The organism is Streptomyces sp. NPDC002577 (genome assembly GCF_053594815.1).
In genome coordinates this window covers 363,093-384,682 of record NZ_JBSFWK010000004.1, presented here as the reverse complement: position 1 = coordinate 384,682, position 21,590 = coordinate 363,093, and the positions used below count along the sequence as shown (strand labels likewise).

Here is a 21,590-nt window from a genome sequence, read left to right as displayed (position 1 = left end):
CATGACAGAAGCCGTGACAGAGAAGGCGACCGAGCCCGCCAGGGCTCTCGACGGCATTCGCGTCCTCGACATGACGCACGTCCAGTCCGGGCCCTCGGCCACGCAGCTCCTTGCCTGGCTCGGCGCGGACGTCGTCAAGTTGGAGGCGCCGACCGGCGACATCACGCGCAAGCAGCTGCGCGATCTGCCGGACGTCGACTCGCTCTACTTCACGATGCTCAACTGCAACAAGCGGAGCATCACCCTCAACACCAAGACCGAGCGCGGCAAGGAGATCCTCACCGAGCTGATCCGGCGCTCGGACGTCATGGTCGAGAACTTCGGCCCGGGTGCCGTGGACCGCATGGGGTTCACCTGGGACCGCATCCAGGAGATCAATCCGCGAATCGTCTATGCCTCCATCAAGGGGTTCGGTGACGGCCCGTACACCAACTTCAAGGCGTACGAGGTCGTCGCTCAGGCCATGGGCGGCTCCATGTCGACCACGGGCTTCGAGGACGGGCCGCCGCTCGCGACGGGCGCGCAGATCGGCGACTCGGGCACCGGCATCCACGCCGTGGCCGCGATCCTCGCCGCCCTGTACCAGCGGGTGGGCACGGGGCGCGGGCAGCGCGTGAACGTGGCCATGCAGCATGCGGTGCTGAATCTGTGCCGGGTGAAGCTGCGGGACCAGCAGCGCCTGGCGCACGGGCCGCTGGCTGAATATCCCAACGAGGACTTCGGCGACGAAGTTCCCCGGTCGGGAAACGCGTCCGGCGGCGGCCAGCCGGGCTGGGCGGTCAAGTGCGCGCCGGGTGGTCCGAACGACTACGTGTACGTCATCGTGCAGCCCGTCGGCTGGAAGCCGATCACCGAGCTCATCGGGCGCCCGGAACTCGGGGACGACCCGGAGTGGGCGACGCCGGAGGCGCGGCTGCCCAAGCTGAACAAGATGTTCCAGCTCATCGAGGAGTGGTCGGCCACGCTCCCCAAGTGGGAGGTGCTGGAGAAGCTCAACGCGCACAACATCCCGTGCGGCCCGATCCTGTCCACCAAGGAGATCATCGAGGATGCGTCGCTGGCCGCGAACGAGATGGTCGTCGAGGTCAGCCACCCGGAGCGCGGCAGCTTCACCACCGTCGGCTCTCCGCTCAAGCTCTCCGACTCGCCCGTCGAGGTGGTCAGTTCGCCGCTGCTCGGCGAGCACAACGAAGAGGTCTACATCGGCGAGCTCGGCCTCGGCGACGAGGAGCTGCGCCTGCTCAAGTCGAACGGGGTGATCTGATTGATGGCCGAAGACCGCGTGCTGCGGGTGCGGACGCTCCTCGACGCCGTCCGCGCCGAGGGCCGTACGGCGCTGACCGCGCCCGAGGGCAAGGTGATCGCGGACGCGTACGGGATCGCCGTGCCGGGCGAGGCGCTGGCGACGGACGTCGACGAGGCCGTGGCGTTCGCAGCCCGCTTCGACGGTCCGGTCGTCCTGAAGATCGTCTCGCCGGACATCCTGCACAAGACCGACGCGGGTGGCGTGATCGTCGGTGTGCAGGGCGCGGCGGACGTGCGGGCCGCGTTCTGCAAAATCATCGAGAACGCGCGCGCGTACGCGCCAGCGGCCCGTATCGAGGGTGTGCAGGTGCAGGAGCTGCTGCCGCAGGGCCAGGAGGTCATCGTCGGCGCGGTGACCGATCCGACGTTCGGGAAGGTCGTCGCGTTCGGGCTCGGCGGCGTCCTGGTCGAGGTCCTCAAGGACGTCACGTTCCGGCTCGCGCCGGTCGACGCCGACGAGGCCGTGTCCATGCTGGACTCGATCCGGGCCGCGGAGATCCTCCGCGGTGTGCGCGGCGGGCAGCCCGTCGACCGGTGGGCGATCGCCGAGCAGATCCGCCGCGTATCCCAGCTGGTCACCGACTTCCCGGAGATCGCCGAGGTCGACCTCAACCCGGTGATCGCCACGCCGGAGGGCGCGGTCGCCGCGGACATCCGCGTCATCCTCTCCGAGGGGGAGGTCAAGCAGCGGCGCACCTACACGCGCGCGGAGATGCTCACTTCGATGCGCCGGCTGATGCAGCCCCGCTCGGTCGCCGTGATCGGCGCCTCCAACGAGCAGGGAAAGATCGGCAATTCGGTGATGCGCAACCTCATCGACGGCGGCTTCTCCGGAGAGATCCACCCGGTGAACCCCAAGTCCGATGACATCTTGGGCCGCAAGGCGTACAAGAGTGTCACGGACGTCCCGGGTGAGGTGGATGTGGCGGTCTTCGCGATCCCCGCCAAGTTCGTGGCCGCCGCTCTGGAGGAGGTGGGGCGCAAGGGGATCCCGAATGCCGTGCTGATCCCGTCCGGCTTCGCGGAGACCGGGGAGCACGAGCTGCAGGCCGAGATCGTCGCGATCGGCGAGCGGTACGGCGTGCGACTCCTCGGGCCGAACATCTACGGCTACTACTCGACGTGGCAGGACCTGTGCGCCACGTTCTGCACGCCGTACGACGTCAAGGGCGGGGTGGCGCTGACCTCGCAGTCCGGCGGCATCGGAATGGCCATCCTCGGCTTCGCGCGGGCCACCAAGACGGGTGTGTCGGCGATCGTGGGGCTCGGCAACAAGTCGGACCTCGACGAGGACGACCTGCTCACCTGGTTCGGCGAGGACCCCAACACCCAGTGCATCGCCATGCACCTGGAGGACCTCAAGGACGGCCGCGCCTTCGTGGAGGCCGCCCGCGCGACTGTCCCGAAGAAGCCGGTCGTGGTCCTCAAGGCGGGCCGCACCGCGGCGGGCGCCAAGGCCGCCGGCTCCCACACGGGTGCACTCGCGGGCGACGACGCCGTGTACGACGACATCCTCCGGCAGGCCGGTGTGATCAGGGCGCCCGGCCTCAACGAGATGCTGGAGTACGCGCGTGCGCTGCCGGTGCTGCCGACGCCCAAGGGCGACAACGTCGTGATCATCACGGGCGCGGGCGGCTCGGGCGTGCTGCTGTCCGACGCGGTGACCGACAACGGGCTGAAGCTGATGGAGATCCCGTCCGACCTGGACGAGGCCTTCCGGAAGTTCATCCCGCCCTTCGGCGCCGCGGGCAACCCGGTGGACATCACGGGTGGCGAGCCCCCGTCGACGTACGAGGCGACGATCAGGCTCGGTCTGGAGGACCCGCGGATCCACTCGCTGATCCTGGGCTACTGGCACACCATCGTCACGCCGCCGATGGTCTTCGCGGAGCTCACCGCGCGCGTAATGGCCGAGTTCCGGGAGCGCGGCATCGAGAAGCCGGTCGTGGCGTCGCTCGCGGGTGATGTCGAGGTCGAGGAGGCGTGCGCGTATCTCTTCGAGCGGGGCGTCGTGGCCTACCCGTACACGACGGAGAAGCCGGTGGCCGTGCTCGGCGCCAAGTATCGGTGGGCGCGGGCGGCGGGACGACTGTGACGCGCGGCCGGGCGGTGGGGCTGTCGGGGGGCGGTAGATGAGGTGAACGAGGCAGGGGCCGGCCGGCGGTGCGCGCCGGCCGGCCCCGGGACCCGTGCGCACACGAAAGGCATTGGACAGGGGGCGCTGGCCAGATCTTTCGACGCAAGGGGTGCATACGACATGACAACCACCGACCTCTCGGTGTCCGTCCCCTACAGGGAGGTGACGGACCGCAACGGCCGCGTGTACCGGATCGGCGAGACCGACGTCGACATCATGGGCCGTACACGCAAATGGATGGTCATCCTGCCTTGGGTGGGCATGATGGGCATCAGTTCCGCCGAGTACGCGTTCACGTCGGCGGAGGACACGCTCCACGAGGCGCATCTGTGGAGCAGCGGGCACATCTTCTGGCTGATGGGCGTCTGGGTGTTCTTCCAGGCGGCCGTGGCCTTCCCCGCGGGGCAGTTGCGCGAGAGCGGACGGCTGCCCGCCCGGACGGCGATGCTGCTCGGCGCGCTGGGCACCCTGCTCGGCTATGTGGCACTCGCATATTCGCCGCACGTCATCGTCGCCTATCTCGGCTTCGGCATGTGCAGCGGCATCGGCGCCGGCCTCGTCTACGCGACCTGCGTGAACATGGTCGGCAAGTGGTATCCCGAGCGCAAGGGCGGCAAGACGGGCTTCGTCAACGGCGGTTTCGCGTACGGGTCCGTGCCGTTCGTCTTTCTCTTCACCTCGTACATGGACCTGAGCAACTACCAGGTCGTGCTGACCACCGTCGGCATCGGGCTGTGCATCGTGGTGGCCACGGCCGGCTGGTTCTTCAAGGACCCGCCGAAGAACTGGTGGCCCTCGCACGTCGATCCGCTCAGGGTGACCGACGACCCGAAGATCCGGCGGGCGCTGGAGAAGAACCCGCCGGCGGTCAAGCAGTACACACCCAGGGAGGCCGCCCGCACACCCGTGCTCTGGATGATGTGGTTCTGTCTGCTCTGCACGGCCGGAATCAACATCTTCGGTATCGCGTTCCAGGTGCCCTTCGGCAAGGACATGGGTTTCGCGGGCGGGATCGTGGCCACGGCCATGTCCCTGAAGGCCATCGTCAACGGCACGGGGCGGGGCGTCATCGGCTGGATCTCCGACCGGTACGGACGCCGCAACACGCTCATCATCGTCTGTATCGTGCTGGGCTCCGCCCAGTTCGGCGTGCTGGTCTCGGGCTCCATGGGCAGCATGCCGTTCTTCCTGATCTGCTCCATGATCTCGGGGTTCGGCGGCGGCGCCATCTTCCCGCTGTTCGCCGCAATGACCGCCGACTACTTCGGAGAGAACAACAACGCCACCAACTACGGCATGGTCTACAGCTCGAAGCTGATCTCCGGCCTGCTCGGCTCGGGCATGGGCGCCGTGGTCGTCGGCGCCTGGGACTACGAGGGCGCGTTCGTCATCGCAGGCTCCATCGGTCTCGCCTCGGCCGTCCTCGCGCTGTTCCTGAAGGCACCCGGCAGGCCGCGCGCCCGGCGCATCGCACCCAACCCGCACCCGATCGGCGAGGAGATGGCGTGACATGACGGCAGACCCCGTCACATCGAACGGCGTATCGGCGCGCACCGACGGCACGAACCGGTCGTACCGTGAAGTGACCGACCCTCGCGGCCGCGTCTACCGCATCGGCGAGACGGACCGGGACATCCTCGGCCACTCGCGCAAGTTCATGGTGTATCTGCCGTGGATCGCCATGATGGCCATCAGCGTGTTCGAGTACGCGTACGGCTCGGCCGAGGACACCCTGTCCCACGCACACGGCTGGACGCAGAGCAACACCTTCTGGATCCTCAGCGTCTGGGTCTTCTTCCAGGCCGGCATCGCCTTCCCCGCGGGTTGGCTGCGGGAGAAGGGCATCCTGACGGCCCGCCAGGCCATGTACGTCGGTTCCGGCATGTGCGTCGTCGGCTTCCTCGCCCTGTCGCACCTGAGCAACGTCCTCCTGGCGATCCTGGGATTCGGCGTCATCGGCGGTATCGGTTCCGGCCTGGTCTACGCGACCTGCATCAACATGGTCGGCAAGTGGTTCCCCGAGCGCCGCGGCGCCAAGACCGGCTTCGTCAACGGCGGATTCGCCTACGGCTCGCTGCCGTTCATCTTCATCTTCAACTACGCGTTCGACACCGCGAACTACCACCGGGTGCTGGACCTGATCGGCTGCTACGTGATGACCGTCGTGCTGTCCTGCGCGTTCTTCTTCAAGGATCCACCGAAGAACTGGTGGCCGGCGGACATCGACCCGCTGACGCACGCCGGCAACAGCAAGAGCTCCGCCGGTCTCGCCAAGAACCCTCCCGCGGTGAAGCAGTACACGCCCAAGGAGGCCATCAGAAGCGGCGTGCTCCCCCTGATGTGGATCACTCTCGTCATGACCGCGGGTGTGTCGATCTTCGGTATCTCCTTCCAGGTCGACTTCGCCAAGGAGGTGGGATTCGGTCCGCTGGTGGCGGCGTCGTCGATGGGCATCATGGCGGTCATCAACGGCATCGGCCGGGCCGTGGTGGGCTGGCTGTCCGATCTGTGGGGCCGCAAGCTGACCCTGGTGTTCGTCATCGTGGTCCTGGGACTCGCCCAGTTCGGCGTGATCTGGGCGGGGGACGTCAGGAACGAATGGCTGTTCCTGTTCTTCGCGTTCCTCTCCGGATTCGGCGGCGGCGCCTTCTACCCGATGTTCGCGGCCCTGACCCCGGACTACTTCGGGGAGAACTACAACTCCACCAACTACGGCCTGGTGTACAGCGGCAAACTGATCAGCGGCCTCTTCGGCGGCGGGCTCGGCTCGATGGTGGTCGCGGCCTGGGGCTACAACGGGGCGTACGCGCTGGCCGGCGGGGTCTCGATGGTGGCCGCGGCGATCGCCCTGCTTCTGAGGCAGCCGGGGCGCAGCACGGGAGCCACCCGGACTCCGCAGGCACAACCGGCGGGCTGAGAGGGCCCGTTCGGCACACGGCGACAGATCAGGCGGCCCTCCCCACGCAGCATCGTGGGGAGGGCCGCCTGATCTGTTTCCGGACCAGCGATGCTCGGCTAGCCGCGCTGCTTGCGCAGGCCCGCGAGGTTGTCATAACCGATCTTCGCGTGCCGCAACGACTGCCCCAGGTCGGTGGAGCTCGGGGCGTTGTCCTGCTCGACCATCGGGTTGTGGTAGTTCCTGGCGCCGACGCGCGAGAAGAACGTGGTGTAGTCGATGACGCCGGTACCGAACGGGACCATGTCGTAGCCCATCCCGTTCGTGGTGTTGACGGTGCCGTCCTTGGCGTGGAAAAGCGGGTAGCGCTTGTTGTTGCGGGCGACGAGCCCCGCCGGATCGAAGACGTTCTCCTGCGCCGAGCCGTCGTGGGCCGTGTAGGTGTGGAACTTGTACTGGGCGACGTGCGCCCAGAAGATGTCCATCTCCAGCCAGACGACCTGCGGATCGGTCATCTGGAGGAAGTACTCGAGCTTGCGGATTCCGGAGCTGCGGGTCGGACGGCCCTGGTCGTCCAGCGGGCCTCCGTCGATCAGGAAGCCGTAGGCCGCGTCGTGGTTGTGGGTGTACAGCTTGATGCCCTCGCGGCGGGCGATCTCCCCGAGCGCGTTCCACTTGTCGGCGGCCACGTCCCAGTCGGCCCGGTAGGCGCTGCCTGTGGGGTCGCCGCCGGTGCCCATGTGCGCCATGCCGAGGATGTTGGCGATTTCCAGGTGCTTCTTGAAGGTGTCCAGGTCGGATGTGGTGAGCGGCCAGGAGGGCGGAATGAAGCCGTGGTTGCCCTGCGCCCTGAGACCGTACTCGTCGAGCCAGGAGCGCAGCAGCTTCGCGCCCTCGACCGACTCCAGGCCGGCACCGCCCGGGGCGTTGGCGTGCTGGTTGTATCCAGCGAACTCCACCTGGCGGTAGCCGTATCGCGCGAGCTCCTTGAAGACCTCCCGGAAGCCGGAGGGCAGGTCGGTGGAGAGTGGGTCGCGGCCCGTCGCATCACGGACGGTGTAGAGGATGATTCCGCGCTTGTCGGCGGGCACGAGGACGTCTCCGCCCCGGTCGTCGCCTCTTCCCTGGTCCTGAGTGTCCTGAGCCAGGGCTGGTGCGGCGCCGAAGACGGGCGCGGCTATCGCCGCGGTCGCGGCGGCGGTGCAGGTGCTCAGGAAGCGGCGGCGGCTGACGCCGAGAGCGCGACGCAGGGCGTCGCCGGTTCCGGATTCATCGTTGAACGCGGTCACGGTCACTCTCTTTCGAGTCGGTGTGCGGGTCGGTGTTCGGGGCGGTGTGCGGGTTCGTGTTCGGGTCGGTGCTCGGGTCGAACGGATGCTGATCGCTCTGCCGGCCTTCCGCGTGCCGGACGCGTTGTCAGTGGCGCGTGTTTCACTTTCTGCAGTTGCTCAGTTGCTCGTCATACGAGGCCGGCCAAGGCGAGCAGCAGGGATTTCACATCGGTGGCCGCGATGCGGCCGCCGAAGGCGCGGGGGGTGGAGCACATGATGAGCGGACCTTCGTCGTCGCTCGCGGGGAGGCGGCCGTGGCTGCCTCGAATAGGTGAGGGGTCCAGGGGCACGACCGCCATGCGGTAGCGCATGCCGAGTTTCTTGCGGGCCAGCGCTCCGGCCGCCTTGACCCTGACGTAGGGGTCGAGGGGGTCCATGAAGAGCTCGGCGGGGTCGTAGCCGGGTTTGCGGTGGATCTCGACGAGCTGCGCGAAGTCGGGGGCGCGGTCGTCGTCGAGCCAGTAGTAGTACGTGAACCAGGCGTCCGGCTCGGCGACGGCGACCAGCTCGCCTGCGCGGGGATGGTCGAGGTGGTGTGCCTTCTTGCCCTCGTCGTCGAGGAGCCGGTCGATGCCGGGCAAGTCCTGGAGTGCTGCGCGGGTGGCGTCGAGGTCCTCGGGCCGGCGGACGTATACGTGGGCGAGCTGGTGGTCCGCGACGGCGAAGGCACGCGAGGCCATCGGGTCGAGGTATTCCATGCCGTCCTGGGTGTGTACTTCCAGGAGGCCCGCCCGGCGCAGGGCGCGGTTGATGTCGACGGGGCGGCTGACGCGGGTGATGCCGTACTCGGAGAGGGCTACGACGGTGCGGCCCTGGGCGCGCGCGTCGTCGAGGAGGGGGGCGAGAGCCTGGTCGAGATCGGCGGCGGCCTGGTGTGAGCGGGGATCGTCGGGGCCGTGGCGCTGCAGGTCGTAGTCGAGGTGGGGGAGGTAGCACAGGGTCAGGTCGGGGCGACGGGTGCTGGTGATGTGCCGGGTGGCGTCGATGATCCACTGGCTGGAGACGAGGTCGGCGCCCGGTCCCCAGAAGTGGAAGAGCGGGAAGGTGCCGAATTTCTCGGTGAGTTCGTCGTGCAGGGCCGGGGGCCGGGTGTAGCAGTCGGGTTCCTTGCGGCCGTCTGCGTAGTAGACAGGACGGGGGGTGACGGTGATGTCGGTGTCTGCGCCCATGGCGTACCACCAGCAGATATTGGCGACCGTGTAGCCGGGGTGGGCGCGGCGGGCGGCGTCCCACACTTTGTCTCCGGCGACGAGACCGTTGTGCTGGCGCCACAGCAGTACGTCGCCGAGTTCGCGGAAGTACCACCCGTTGCCGACGATGCCGTGTTCGGCAGGTGTGGTGCCGGTGAGAAAGGTCGACTGGGCCGTGCAGGTGACGGCGGGCAGGACGGTGTCGAGCGCGGCCTGGGAGCCGGCCCGGCCCAGCGCCCTGAGGCGGGGCATGTGCTCGAGGAGGCGAGGGGTGAGACCCACGACGTCGAGGACGAGGAGAGGAGTCGGGCTGGGGCGTTGTTGCCGGGCGTCGGAACCGAGGGGGTGCGTCACGGGAGTTCCTTCAGGCCGAGGTCCGTCAGGAGGTCGCGGGCGAGGGTGAGTTCGGCGGCGATGCCGTCGGCGAGCTGGGCCCGGGTGTGTGGGCGCAGCTCGGGCGGGAGGGTCGCCCAGGTGTAGGTCTCGACTTCGAGGTGGCTGGTCAGTGGGTGCGGGCCGCCGACCAGCCGGGCCAGCGTGTCCTGGAGCACGGGAAGAGTGGAGGTGAGTGGCGCGGCGGGGGCCGCGTGCAGGGGAACGTGGAAGTGGGCGCGCCACGGGGTCTGTTCGGGCAGCCCATCACCGGCGAGGGCCTCGCCGAGGTCGTCGGTGCCGTGCAGTGCGGCGGGGGTGCGGGCGCGGGTCTGGTGGAGGAAGCGGGGTTCGGCGAAGGCGGTGAGGGCTTGCCGTACGTCGGGGAGATGGGGGTGTTCGGCGTGGAGTGCGGCGGAGAGCTGGGATTTGACGATGGGTATGCGGGCTGCTCCGAGCTCGTCCAGCGCAGTGTGCGGGTCTTCGAAGGAGGTGGCGAGATGGCAGGTGTCGACGCAGACACCGATGCGGTCGTGGCCGACCGCGGTGAGGGGCGCGATCGCGTCACCCGTGGTCTCGACGATGCACCCGGGCTCGGGCTCGAGGCCGATGCGGATGGAGCGGCCGGTGAGCTCCTCGAGGGCGTCGAGTCGTTCGGCGAGGGTGCGGAGTGCAGCGTGCGCGGTCTCGGCACGGTGTGTGTCATATGCGGTGCGCCAGGCGATCGGCAGCGTGGAGATGCTGCCCTCGGTGACGTCGTCGGGCAGCAGCTGGGCGAGCAGGCGCGCCAGGTCCGTGGTGTGGCCGAGGCGCTCGGGGTCGGCCCAGTCCGGCTTGTAGACGCGGTACTTGACCTCCGCGGCACCGAATCCTTCATATGGGAAACCGTTGAGGGTGACCACTTCCAGGCCGCGCCGGTCGAGTTCGGTGCGCAGCCCGCGCAGCGCCGCCGGGTCGGTGACCAGAGCCCGGGCGGCGTCCCTGGCAAGCCACAGGCCGATGCCGAGCCGGTCGCGGCCGAGACGCTTGCGGACGGGTTCGCAGTGGTCGCGCAGTTGGGCGAGGACGCCGTGGAGCGTCTCGGCGGGGTGGACGTTGGTGCAGTAGGCAAGGTGGACGGTGGAGCCGTCGGGATGCCGGAACCGCATGGCTCACGCCTCCGTCTTCGGGGTGCCGCGCAGGACGGAGTTGCCTTCGTGGGTGGCGCCGGGGTGCGGGACATCGAGGGTGAGGCGGCCGCTGAGCCCGTAGAAGGCCACGGGGTTGCGCCACAGCACCTGGTCGACTTGGTCCTCGCCGAACCCGGCCTTGAGCAGGGCGTCGCCCACCTTGCGGGTCTTGAGGGGGTCGCTTCTTCCCCAGTCCGCCGCGGAGTTGACGAGTACCTTCTCGGGCCCGTACCGCTCCAGGACCGCGACCATCCGCTCCTCGTCCATCTTGGTGTCGGGATAGACGGAGAAGCCGAGCCAGCAGCCGGCGTCCTTGGCCTCCTTGACGGTGGTCTCGTTGAGGTGGTCGATGAGCACCCGCTCGGGCGGCAGGGCGGACTCGCGGACGACGTCGAGGGTGCGGCGCAGCCCGGCGAGCTTGTCGCGGTGCGGTGTGTGGACGAGGGCCGGCAGCTCGTGGTCGGCGGCGAGCTGGAGCTGGGCGGCGAGTGCGGTGTCCTCGGCGGGCGTCATGGAGTCATAGCCGATCTCACCGACGGCGACCACGTTGTCCTTGACGAGATACCGGGGCAGCACGTCGAGGACGGGCGTGCAGCGAGGGTCGTTCGCCTCCTTGGGGTTGAGGGCGAGGGTGCAGTGGTGGGCGATGCCGTACTGGGCGGCGCGGAAGGGTTCCCAGCCGAGGAGGGAGTCGAAGTAGTCGACGAAGGAGGCCGGCGAGGTGCGGGGCTGGCCCAGCCAGAAGGAGGGCTCGACGACGGCGCGTACGCCCGCCGCGTACATGGCCTCGTAGTCGTCGGTGGTCCGTGACGTCATATGGATGTGGGGGTCGAAGATGCGCATCAGGACTCCTCGCCGGTCGAAGCTGTGGACGGGGCCGAGGGGGCGGTCGAAAGGGCTGAGTGCAAGCGGCCGGCCAGTGACAGGACGCGGTGCAGGTCCTCGGGTAAGGGGCGGCCGGCGGCGGTTCGTTCGTCCGCGTAGTCGTGGAGCATGCGAGCCAGTTCGGCATCGGCTCGGGCGCGCTCCGCCAGGCCGGCCACCGCGTCCACGGAGACACCGGTGAACAGGCACTTGAGGACGGCGTGCCGCCAGTTGTGGGCGTCCAGGTGCTCGGCGGCATACGGGCCCACGGCGGCGGCGACCAGGCGCGTGTCGTTGGTGCGCAGGGCGTCCTCGACGAGCGGCAGGGCCTGGGGGCCGGCGACGAGGTGGGGCAGTGCGTGCAGGACGGCGCGGCGTTCGGCGGCGGCGCCCTGGGCGTAGATGCGGTGGAGAGTGGCAAGGCCGGCACCTGCGGCATGCAGGAGGAGAAGGCGGACGGCGTCGGCGTACTCGGGGCCGCAGCGCCGCCCTGCCTCGGCGAAGCGCAACTCCCACTCGGGGACACCGCCTTGGGGAGCATCGTCATGGTGGGTGGCGGCCTCGGCGAGTGCCTGGTCGAGCCAGGCCCGGGCGCCGCCGTCGAGCGTGGCGTCGAGCCGGGTGTGGAGTGGGTGGGCCGAGTGGGCGGGGTGGTGCGTCACGGCTGGCTCCCTTCCAGTGCGGCCTCGCCGGCCCGCGCGACCGGGGCAGTCCCTGCTGGGCCGGGGCAGGCGCGGCGCAGGAAGTGGAGTGACTCCTCGGCGAGGCGTGGGCCTGCGTGGGAGTGGCGGGGCAGTTCGACGACGGTCAGTCCCTGGTAGCCGGTGGCGGCGAGGGCTTCGAGTACGGGCGGGAAGTCGATCTCCCCGTCCCCGAACGGGAGGTGTTCATGAACGCCGCGGCGCATGTCCTCGATCTGGACGTGCCGCAGCCAGGGTGCGGCGGCCCGGATGCACTCGGCCGGTGGGTCCGGTTCCAGGCATTGGCAGTGGCCGATGTCGAGGGTGAGGCCGAGGGCGTCGGGACTGCCGAGTGCCTGCCGCAGGCGGTGGAAGTCGGCGAGTGTGGCGACGAGGTGGCCGGGCTCGGGTTCGACGGCGAGCGGTATCCCCGCGGCGGTGGCGGCGTCCAGTACGGGGCGGAACGCCTCGGTGAGCCGTTGCCAGGCGAGGTCGTCCGGCGTGTCCGCGGGTGGGACGCCGCTGAAGCAGTGCACCGCGTGCGCACCGAGGTCGGCGGCGATCCGGACGGCGAGTATCAGCAGGCGGGTGCGTGCGGCACGACCGGCCGGGTCCGGGTCGAGGAGGGAGGGGCCGTGCTTGCGGCGCGGGTCGAGCACATACCGGGCGCCGGTTTCGATCGTCACGCCCAGCCCGTGCCGGTCCAGACGGCGCGCCACCTCCTGGGTGCGCGCGGCCAGGCCGGGGGCGAGCGGGTCCAGGTGCATGTGGTCGAGGGTCAGCCCGACACCGTCGTATCCGAGGTCGGCGAGCAGAGCGAGGGCGTCGGCGAGCCGCAGGTCGGTGAGGCCGTTGGTGCCGTAGCCGAAGCGGAGAGTGGTTGGGCTCATGTCACGCTCACCTTCCGTGCGAACGCCCGGGCGGCCGGGGCCAAGGCGGCGGTCAGCAGGGCGCCGCGGAGTCCGCCGCGCCGTGCGGCGAGCGCTGCCTGGAGCGGGATCATGGCTCGGATGCCGCTTCCGACGGCCCGTTGTGTGAGCGGCGGAGACGGGTTGAGGGCGGCGTGGAGAAGGGGGCGGGTGGCGGTTGCGGCATAGGCCGCGCCCAGGGCGCTCTGGAGGGCGGTCGCGCTTCTCGGGGCGGTGCGAGCGGTGCTGCGACCGGCTGTCCACGCCAGCAGCAGCGTCGTCGCCAGCGCCCCGAGCGGTGCCGAGGAGGAACCGCCCTGTGCCTCATGGCGGGACACGGCCGTCACCGCGAGGGTGTGTGCGCCGAGGACCATCGCCGAGGGCAGGGCTGCGCGCCATCGGCCGTCAGGAACGCCGCGGTCTCCTCGGTCACGCGGTCGCAGTGGCGGTACCGTCGCCGCCGCACCCAGGGCCAGGTCCAGGCCCCGGGCCGCCGCCATGGCCGCCGGGCCTGCGGCCGTTCGCTTCAGCCACAGGTCGTAGGCCCAGACCGTGGTGGCCAGCGTCCCGGCGACCGCCAGTGCGGGCCGTCCGGCGCGCGCGGCCAGGGCCAGGCCGGCGACGGTGAGGCCGCCCGCCGCCGCCAGCGCCGCGCCGGGGCTGATGCGGCCGGACGGCAGCGGGCGGTGCGGGCGCTCCACGGCGTCCTCGGCGCGGTCGGCCCAGTCGTTGAGGGCCATGCCCGCCTCGTACAGACACAGGGAGGAACCGATGGCGAGAAGCGTGCGGCGATCGGGCCGGGCGCCGGCCGCGGCGGCGCCGGCGAGGGCGTCGCCCGGCACCGTGAACAGTGCCGGCACACGGAGGAGTTCCGCCCAGGCCAGGGCGACGGCAGCGGGTTGCGGGCTCATCGCGCTCCCCGCAGCCGTCCGGCGAACTCCACCAGCGCCGAGTACTGCTCCGCGAGTGCCGACGGCGAGCCCGGGTCCGGATCCTTGAAGTAGAAACCGAGCTCCGGCAGGGCCCCGGACAGGCCTGTCTCGTGGGCGCGGGCGGTCAGGCGGGCCAGGTCGAGTACGAGGGGTGCCGCGAGGGCGGAGTCGCAGCCCTGCCAGGTGGTCTGGAGCACCATCCGGGAGCCGAGAAAGCCGTCGAAGGCGATGTGGTCCCAGGCGGTCTTCCAGTCGCCGAGGGCCGGTACGTCGTCGATGTGCACCTCGCCTTCGGGGGCGGAGCCGAGGGTGTCGGTGAGGACGCGTTCCTTGCCGGCGTTCTTCGCGGCGGCCGCACCGGGGTCGGCCAGAGCCGCGCCGTCACCGCCGCCCAGCAGATTGGTCCCCGACCAGGCACGTACGGCCAGCGCACGCTGAGCGAACATCGGTCCCAGTACCGACCGCAGCAGCGTCTGCCCTGTCTTGCCGTCGCGTCCCGCGTACGGCAGGCCGGAGCAGGAGGCCGCCGCGCGCAGTGAGGGGTGGTGCAGGCCCGTCGAGGGGGTGAAGTTGACGTACGGACAGCCCGCCTGCAGTGACGCCGCCGCGTACAGGGAGCTGGCGGGCAGACCGGCGCCGGACCCGGTGGCCACCGGCTCCGTCGACGCGACGTTCACCACGACGGCGCGGGCCAGACCGCCCCGGCGTACGAAATCCTGTATGTCGGCTGCGAAGGACTCGACGAGTTCCTCGTCGGAGCGGGTGTCGCCGGGCAGTGGTCCGCCGGTGCGGATCTCCCGGTCGGCCGCGGCCAGTTCGCCGTGCACCGCCGAGGGCAGCCCGTGCGGCAGGACTCCCCCGGCGACCAGCGCCTCGGCGCGCTTGGGCAGAGGGCAGTCCGCGGTGTCGTGCCCGCCGAAGACCAGGGACGTGAGCGGCGGCAGGCCGCAGTCGGCGAAGGGCGCCGTCTCGGTCACCATGCCGGTGGCCGGGTGCAGACCGGCGGCAACGGCGGCACATCCCGCGACGACTGTGGTGGCCACCGAACCGCGCGCTCCGACGAGCCACACGCCGGTACGCGGTCGGGGAGCGGAAGGTTCGGCGGGCATGGACAGCCTCCTTGACGACAAGGACGGGGGCAGTGAGGAGAGAGGCGACACAGGCGGCACAGGTGACCGACCGGCGCAGTGAGGAGAAGTGACGGCGGGCGGAGGTCCGGCGTCCCCCGCCCGCCGCCGTCTAGTCGCCCGTCACGGGCAGTCGACGGAGCTCGTTGCCTGCGCCGAGCTCCTTGATCCGGATGTCGCGGAACGAGACCTGGTCGTCGGCACCGTGGTTCTGGATACCGATGTGACCGTCCTCGAGGCTCCGCGCCGGATCGGTGTTGGTGAAGTCGTTGATCTTCACCCCGTTGAGCCAGACGCGCAGCCGCTCGCCCTGGACGCGGATCTCGTAGGTGTTCCACTCCCCCGGCGGGTTCAGGGCGCGATCCCGCTTCTTGAGGTCGGCGGACTGGAAGCCGTAGACCGAGCCCGTCGTCTTCTCGGGCACGTCGGTGGCGTCGATCTGGATCTCGTAGCCGTTGTTCACGGCCGACCAGGGGTCGTCCGAGGCCGGGAAGCCCACGAAGATCCCCGAGTTGTCGTCCCCGGACGTCTTCCAGTCGAGCTTGAGCGAGTACGACCCGAACTCCCCGGCCGCGTACCAGAGCATGCCCATGCCCCCGGAGGAGGTGAGCGTGCCGTCGTTCAGCTCGAACGATCCGGGTCCCGCCTGCTTCCAGCCGTCCAGGGACGTCTGCGTACCGTCGAAGAGCGGCGTGTGGCCGTTCTCGGGGCGGCAGTCGGCCTGGGCGGAGCCGGTGGCCCAGCGGATGCCGCCGAGCAGGTGCTGCCGGAAGGCGGGATCGGCGTAGGACTCCTTGGTGTGGCCGCCCCCGGTGTAGAAGGCGCGGCCGCCCTCGTAGTCCTGGCACCAGGCGATCGGATGGTCGCCGGCCATCGTGCCGCCGGTGTACGACGACTCGTCGAGCGATGCCAGGACGTGGGCCCGTTCCCGTGGATTGGAGCGGTAGTTGTACCACTCGTCCGTACGGTCCCAGGCCGCCGCCAGATGCGATGTCGCGGGGTGTGCCCGGTCCTCCACATCCACGGTCGCGGGCTGGATCGCGGGGTGCGACTGGAAGTACGCGCCCGCGAGGCCGCCGTAGAAGGGCCAGTCGTACTCGGTGTCCGCGGCGGCGTGGACGCCCACATAGCCGCCGCCGCGCCGGATGTAGTCCTCGAAGGCGGACTGCTGGGCGTCGTCGAGGACGTCCCCGGTCGTCGAGAGGAAGACGACGGCGTCGTACTTCCGCAGGTTCGACGATGCGAACGCCGTGGCGTCCTCGGTGGCGTCCACCGCGAAGCCGTTCGCCGCCCCCAGGTCCCGGACGGCGCCGATGCCGTCGGGGATGGAGTCGTGACGGAAACCGGCGGTCTTGGAGAACACCAGTACCTTCTTGACCGGCACGGTCTTGTCCGTGGTCACGTCCGGCCTCTCCGGGGCCGCGTCCTTCGAGACGGCCGGCCCGGACAGTGCGCCGACGAGCAGGGCGGCACCCGCAGCCGCGGTCACCAGTCGAGTTCGTGCACGCATGTCAGGCCTCCCCTCATTCCGTCGTGAAGGTGAAGTCGTCCACCTCGTACAGGGCATCGCCGCTGCCGCCCTTGAAGACGAGGTAGAGCGCGGTGGTGCCGGCCGGAGCGCCCTTCAGCGCCGCGGTGACGTCCTGGTAGTCCTCCCAGCCGCCGGTGGCCGGGACGGCAGCGGTGCCGAGCAGCTTGCCCTTCACCGAGCCCGCGCGGAGCTCGAGGGTGCCGCCTGCGCCGGCGGAGGCGACCCGTGCGCTGATCTTGGTTGCGTTGGACAGAACGTACGGCTGGAAGGCGATCCAGTCGCCGTTGCTGATGTCTCCGACGGTCTTGGCACCGTGGGCGGTGGTCCGGTTCTGGACCGTGATGCCCTCGGAGGTGCCGAAGTGCTCGGCCTGGCGGTGCCTGGGCTGGAGGACGTTCTGGTCGTGGCCGGTCAGCGCGGCCTGACCGCCGCCACCGCCGTCGGTGTACTCGGCGTCGATGACACCGAAGATGTTGGCGTCCTCGTCATGGCCGCCGTCGGCGCTGGTCTGGAGGGTGCCGGTGCAGCCGTTCGCCGAGGTCAGCGGGTGTCCGTGGCTGTCGTGCCCGAGGATGAAGGAGACCTTCACCTTGGCGCAGTCGATGGTGCCGTCCTCAGGGTCGGTGACCTTCACCTTGAACGGTATGGCGTCACCGAAGCTGAACAGCTGCCCGTCGCCCGGCAGTTCAAGGGTCACCTTCGGGGCCGTGTTGCCGACCACGATCTGCACACTCGCACTGCCGGTGCGTCCGCTCGGGTCCTCGGCCGTCAGCGTCGCCGTGTAGGTGCCGTTCTTCTTGTACGTGTGGGAGGGGTTCGCGGCGGTGGATGCGGCGGAGCCGTCGCCGAAGTCCCAGCTGTAGGTGAGCGTGTCACCGTCGGCGTCGGTCGTGCCGCTGGAGGAGAAGCGGACCTTCAGCGAGGCCTGCCCCGAGGTGCGGTCGGCGGCGGCCTGCGGGGTCGGCGAGTGCCCGTCGGTGGCGTTCTCGATGCGGTACAGGGCCGAGTTCTCGTCACCGCCGAACCAGGAGACGCCGTAGTCCAGGACGTAGAGGGCCCCGTCGGGCCCGAAGGCCATGTCCATCACCTGGGTGCCGGACCACGGGACGTCGTCGATGGACTGCACGGTGCCGTCGGCGTCCGACGAGATGCGCTTGATCCAGCGGCGGCCGAACTCCCCGGCGAAGAAGTCGCCGTCGTACGCCTCGGGGAACTTGACCGGCGAGTCGAGCGTTGCGTCGTAGTGGTAGACGGGTCCGCCCATGGGGGACTCGGAGCCGTCGCCGAACTCGGGCACGGAGGGACCGTTGTAGGGGATCCAGGCGGGCTGGGCCGGGGGCAGGTCGGTGAGGCCGGTGTTGTGCGGGGAGGTGTTCTTGGGGGCATCGCAGTCGAAGGCGTCACCGGACGTCTTGGTGGCGAAGTCGTAGTCGATGTACGCGTCGTTGTCGCCGGTGCAGTAGGGCCAGCCGAAGTTGCCGGGCCCCGTGACCCGGGCGAACTCGACCTGCCCGGCCGGGCCGCGCGCCGGGTCGGCGGCTCCCGCGTCGGGTCCGTAGTCGCCGACGTACAGGATGCCGGTGGCCTTGTCCACGCTGAAGCGGAACGGGTTGCGGAAGCCCATCGCGTAGATCTCGGGCCGCGTCTTGTCCGTGCCGGGCGCGAAGAGGTTGCCGTCGGGGATGGAGTACGAGCCGTCGGCGTTCACCTTGATCCGGAGGATCTTGCCGCGCAGGTCGTTGGTGTTGCCGGCGCTGCGCTGGGCGTCGAAGGCCGGGTTGCGGTCCGCGCGCTCGTCGATGGGCGTGTAGCCGTCCGACTGGAAGGGGTTGGAGTCGTCGCCGGTCGACAGGTACAGGTTGCCGGCCGCGTCGAAGTCGATGTCGCCGCCGACGTGGCAGCAGATGCCGCGAGTGGCCGGGACGTCGAGGATCTTCGTCTCGCTGGCGGTGTCGAGCGTCCCGTCGGTGTTCAGCACGAAGCGGGAGAGCCGGTTGACTCCGTCGAACTTGGCGAAGTCGGCGGCGGTGCCGGTCTCGGGGGCGTCGCCCGCCGGGGTGTCCAGCGGCGGCGCGTAGTAGAGGTAGACGAAGCGGTTGTCGGCGAAGTCCGGGTCGATGCCTACGCCCTGCAGGCCCTCCTCGTCGTGCGAGTACACGTCGAGTTTGCCGGCGAGGCGGGTGTTGCCCGCGGCGTCGGTGATGCGGAGCTCGCCGTCGCGTGAGGTGTGCAGGACCGAGCGGTCCGGGAGCACCGCGAGGGACATGGGCTCGCCCACCTCGGGCTCGCCCCTGGCGAGGGTGACCTGCTGGAAGTCCTCTGCGGCTGCGGCCGCCGAAGCGGTCGTCGACGCGTTCGCCCCGGGGTCGGCGGCGCCCGCCGGCGGTGCGGCGAGGGCGAGTGAGGCGCCGGCGAGGAGCGAGCCGGTGAGGAGTGCGAGTGCCTTGCGGAATCTCAGACGATTGCGGTTTCCGGATGTCCTGAGCACGAAGTGCCTCCATGAAGGGGCCGGTCGTACGTGACGGGTGCGGGATGCCGGGGTGCGCCGTCACCCCGGAGCGATGTGTGTGGCGGATCCGCGTCGCGAACGCGTACGCAGCCAGGTGCGCATGCACGCCTGCCGACAGCCAGTCTGTTGTGTACAACTCAGGCGTCTGTCTCAGGGACGTTAGCCACCTTTGCCCGTGACCGAAACCCCTTGGACACGAGTGGAGTTGCACTTTTTCCTGCAGAAGGACAAACCAGTTTCGGGGCAGGCCGGATGGCCCCGGCGCGGCACATCGCGCGCCGGGGACAGAGAGCCTTTCAGGACCTACCGGCTCTGGTCGCCGCTCCCGAACGCCGCGTCGAAGGACGCGGTCGGCGGCTCGAAGTCGTAGGCCTTCAGGCGCTGCAGGGCCTCGGGTGCACCCTGCAGACGGTCCATGCCCGCGTCCTCCCACTCCACGGAGACGGGCCCCTCGTACCCGATGGAGCGCAGCATCCGGAAGACGTCCTCCCAGGGGACGTCGCCGTGGCCGGCCGACACGAAGTCCCAGCCGCGCCGCGGGTCGCCCCAGGGCAGATGCGAGCCGAGGCGCCCGTTGCGGCCGTCCAGCCGCTTGCGGGCCTCCTTGCAGTCGACGTGGTAGACGCGGTCGCGGAAGTCCCACAGGAAGCCCACGGGGTCCAGGTCCTGCCAGACGAAATGGCTCGGGTCGAAGTTGAGGCCGAACGCCGGGCGCCGGTCGACGGCTTCGAGGGCGCGCTGCGTGGTCCAGTAGTCGTACGCGATCTCGCTGGGATGCACCTCGTGCGCGAACCGCACGCCCTCCGCGTCGAAGACGTCCAGAATCGGGTTCCAGCGCTCGGCGAAGTCCTCGTAGCCGCGCTCGATCATCCGCTCGGGGGCGGGCGGGAACATGGCGACCAGATGCCAGATCGCCGACCCGGTGAAGCCGATGACGGTGTCGACTCCGAACGCGGCCGCGGCTCGTGCCGTGTCGGCCATCTCCGCCGCCGCCCGCCGCCGTACGCCCTCGGCCTCGCCGTGGCCCCAGATGCGCGCGGGCAGGATCGCCTGGTGCCGCTCGTCGATGATCGCATCGCACACGGCCTGGCCGACGAGGTGGTTGGAGACGGCCCAGCACTTGAGGCCGTACTTGTCGAGGAGTTGCCGCCTGGATTTCACGTACGCCGGGTCGGTGAGCGCTTTGTCGACCTCGAAGTGGTCTCCCCAGCAGGCGAGTTCGAGGCCGTCATAGCCGAAGTCGCGGGCGAGCCGGCAGACCTCCTCGAGCGGCAGGTCGGCCCACTGGCCGGTGAACAGTGTGAAGTCGCGGGGCATGAAGGGGCCTCCTAGACCGATGAAGCAGACGAAGCCGGGGGAGCTGGAGCAGCGGACCCGGAATCCGTGGCCGTTGCCGTTGCCGTTGCCGTTGCCGTTGCCGCCGGCAGGACGGGCGTGTACACCGCGTTCTTCGCCGCGCTCTCCTCCACCGCCGCCAGCACACGCTGCACCCGCAGCCCGTCGGCGAAGGAAGGTTGCGGCGCGACGCCCGTGGCGATGGCGGTCACCAGGTCGCGGGCCTGGTGGACGAAGGAGTGCTCGTAGCCGAGTCCGTGGCCCGGCGGCCACCAGGCCTCCAGATACGGATGGTCGGGCTCGGTGACGAGGATGCGGCGGAATCCCGCGCTCACACCCGGCTCGGTGTGGTCGTGGAAGGACAGTTCGTTGAGCCGCTCCAGGTCGAAGGCGAGCGAGCCGCGTTCACCGTTGAGTTCCAGACGCAGTGCGTTCTTGCGGCCGGAGGCGAACCGGGTGGCTTCGAAGGAGGCGAGCGCCCCCGAGGCGAAGCGGCCGGTGAACAGCGCCGCGTCGTCGACCGTCACAGCCCCGAGTCCGCCACCGCCGCTGCCGCCCGCCGCGCTGAGCCCCGAGGACGCCCCGGCCGGCAGCGGCCGCTCCCGAACGAAGGTCTCGGTGAGCGCCGACACCCCGACGAGGGGCTCCCCCGCCAGATGCTGCGCCAGGTCGACGATGTGCGCGCCCAGATCGCCGAGCGCCCCCGATCCCGCGAGTTCCCGCTGCAGCCGCCAGGTGAGCGGGAAGCCCGGATCGACCAGCCAGTCCTGCAGATACGTGACGCGCACGTGCCGCAGCGCGCCCAGTCGGCCCTCGGCGACCATCTTCCGGGCCAGCGCGGTCGCCGGCAGGCGCCGGTAGTTGAAGCCCACCATGGCGACCTGGCCGCGGGCCCACGCCTGCTCGGCGGCCTCGGCCATGGCCTCGGCCTCCTCGACGGTGTTGGCCAGCGGTTTCTCGCACAGCACGTGCTTTCCCGCCGCCAGCGCGGCGATGGCGATCTCCGCATGGCTGTCGCCAGGTGTGCAGATGTCGACGAGATCGACGTCGTCTCGGGCTATCAGGTCGCGCCAGTCGGTCTCGGCGGCCGCCCAGCCGAGCCGGTCGGCCGCGGACCGAACAGCGTCCCTGTCACGCCCGCAGACCGCGGCCAGCTCAGGCCGGCACGGCAGGTCGAAGACGCGCCCGACGGTGCGCCAGCCCTGGGAGTGGGCGGCGCCCATGAACGCGTATCCGACCATGCCCACGCCGAGTCGCTTCTCAGGCTGCTCCGGCTGTCCCATACGGATTTCCTCCTCGTGGTC

Annotated in this window: 16 protein-coding genes; 4 read left to right on the top strand and 12 right to left on the bottom strand. The window is 70.1% G+C overall.

Annotated elements, in window-relative coordinates; genetic code table 11:
* Window position 1: 1 nt before the first annotated feature.
* The 4 genes from frc (at window position 2) to ACWD4J_RS09230 (ending at window position 6,359) form a co-directional block, all read left to right on the top strand.
* Entirely contained in the window at window positions 2–1,264 is a 1,263-nt protein-coding gene (gene frc, locus ACWD4J_RS09245; protein WP_451394675.1) for a formyl-CoA transferase, read from the top strand.
* Between the two features lie 3 nt (window positions 1,265–1,267).
* Window positions 1,268–3,400 carry an acetate--CoA ligase family protein gene (locus tag ACWD4J_RS09240; protein WP_451394674.1) on the top strand — a complete coding sequence of 711 codons (2,133 nt, stop codon included), beginning with the start codon at window positions 1,268–1,270 and terminating at the stop codon, window positions 3,398–3,400.
* A 162-nt stretch (window positions 3,401–3,562) separates the two neighbouring features.
* Window positions 3,563–4,951 (top strand): OFA family MFS transporter, encoded by a 1,389-nt coding sequence (locus ACWD4J_RS09235; protein ID WP_451394673.1) that lies wholly within the window; start codon window positions 3,563–3,565, stop codon window positions 4,949–4,951.
* A 1-nt stretch (window position 4,952) separates the two neighbouring features.
* Window positions 4,953–6,359, top strand: coding sequence for an OFA family MFS transporter (locus ACWD4J_RS09230; protein WP_451394672.1), 1,407 nt, complete (start codon window positions 4,953–4,955; stop codon window positions 6,357–6,359).
* A gap of 98 nt (window positions 6,360–6,457) precedes the next feature.
* Here the strand turns inward: ACWD4J_RS09230 and ACWD4J_RS09225 are convergent, their stop codons facing one another.
* From ACWD4J_RS09225 to ACWD4J_RS09170, 12 genes are all read right to left on the bottom strand, one after another.
* Window positions 6,458–7,627: a sugar phosphate isomerase/epimerase family protein gene (locus tag ACWD4J_RS09225; protein ID WP_451394671.1), complete on the bottom strand. Its 1,170-nt coding sequence runs from the start codon at window positions 7,625–7,627 to the stop codon at window positions 6,458–6,460.
* Between the two features lie 170 nt (window positions 7,628–7,797).
* A complete protein-coding gene (locus ACWD4J_RS09220) occupies window positions 7,798–9,213 on the bottom strand; it encodes an alkaline phosphatase family protein (RefSeq protein WP_451394670.1) in 1,416 nt (471 codons plus the stop codon).
* Entirely contained in the window at window positions 9,210–10,379 is a 1,170-nt protein-coding gene (gene eboE / locus ACWD4J_RS09215; RefSeq protein ID WP_451394669.1) for a metabolite traffic protein EboE, read from the bottom strand. The genes ACWD4J_RS09220 and eboE overlap by 4 nt, the downstream gene beginning before the upstream one ends.
* Window positions 10,380–10,382: 3 nt before the next feature.
* On the bottom strand, window positions 10,383–11,243 hold the full coding sequence (locus ACWD4J_RS09210) for a TatD family hydrolase (RefSeq protein WP_451394668.1): 861 nt from the start codon (window positions 11,241–11,243) through the stop codon (window positions 10,383–10,385).
* Complete coding sequence (locus ACWD4J_RS09205) at window positions 11,243–11,926, bottom strand: EboA domain-containing protein (protein WP_451394667.1); 684 nt, start codon at window positions 11,924–11,926, stop codon at window positions 11,243–11,245. Before ACWD4J_RS09205 ends, ACWD4J_RS09210 begins: the two co-directional genes overlap by 1 nt.
* The gene (locus ACWD4J_RS09200) at window positions 11,923–12,834 is read right to left on the bottom strand and encodes a sugar phosphate isomerase/epimerase family protein (protein WP_451394666.1); all 912 of its coding nucleotides are present in this window, start codon (window positions 12,832–12,834) and stop codon (window positions 11,923–11,925) included. The genes ACWD4J_RS09205 and ACWD4J_RS09200 overlap by 4 nt, the downstream gene beginning before the upstream one ends.
* Window positions 12,831–13,763, bottom strand: coding sequence for an SCO3242 family prenyltransferase (locus ACWD4J_RS09195; protein WP_451394665.1), 933 nt, complete (start codon window positions 13,761–13,763; stop codon window positions 12,831–12,833). Before ACWD4J_RS09195 ends, ACWD4J_RS09200 begins: the two co-directional genes overlap by 4 nt.
* Entirely contained in the window at window positions 13,760–14,893 is a 1,134-nt protein-coding gene (locus ACWD4J_RS09190; protein ID WP_451394664.1) for an inositol-3-phosphate synthase, read from the bottom strand. The genes ACWD4J_RS09195 and ACWD4J_RS09190 overlap by 4 nt, the downstream gene beginning before the upstream one ends.
* Window positions 14,894–15,023: 130 nt before the next feature.
* Window positions 15,024–16,421, bottom strand: coding sequence for a ThuA domain-containing protein (locus tag ACWD4J_RS09185; protein ID WP_451394663.1), 1,398 nt, complete (start codon window positions 16,419–16,421; stop codon window positions 15,024–15,026).
* A gap of 13 nt (window positions 16,422–16,434) precedes the next feature.
* The gene (locus tag ACWD4J_RS09180) at window positions 16,435–18,930 is read right to left on the bottom strand and encodes a PQQ-dependent sugar dehydrogenase (RefSeq protein ID WP_451394662.1); all 2,496 of its coding nucleotides are present in this window, start codon (window positions 18,928–18,930) and stop codon (window positions 16,435–16,437) included.
* 324 nt (window positions 18,931–19,254) lie between these two features.
* On the bottom strand, window positions 19,255–20,268 hold the full coding sequence (locus ACWD4J_RS09175; RefSeq protein WP_451394661.1) for a sugar phosphate isomerase/epimerase family protein: 1,014 nt from the start codon (window positions 20,266–20,268) through the stop codon (window positions 19,255–19,257).
* A gap of 11 nt (window positions 20,269–20,279) precedes the next feature.
* Window positions 20,280–21,569: a Gfo/Idh/MocA family protein gene (locus ACWD4J_RS09170; protein ID WP_451394660.1), complete on the bottom strand. Its 1,290-nt coding sequence runs from the start codon at window positions 21,567–21,569 to the stop codon at window positions 20,280–20,282.
* Window positions 21,570–21,590 lie beyond the last annotated feature (21 nt).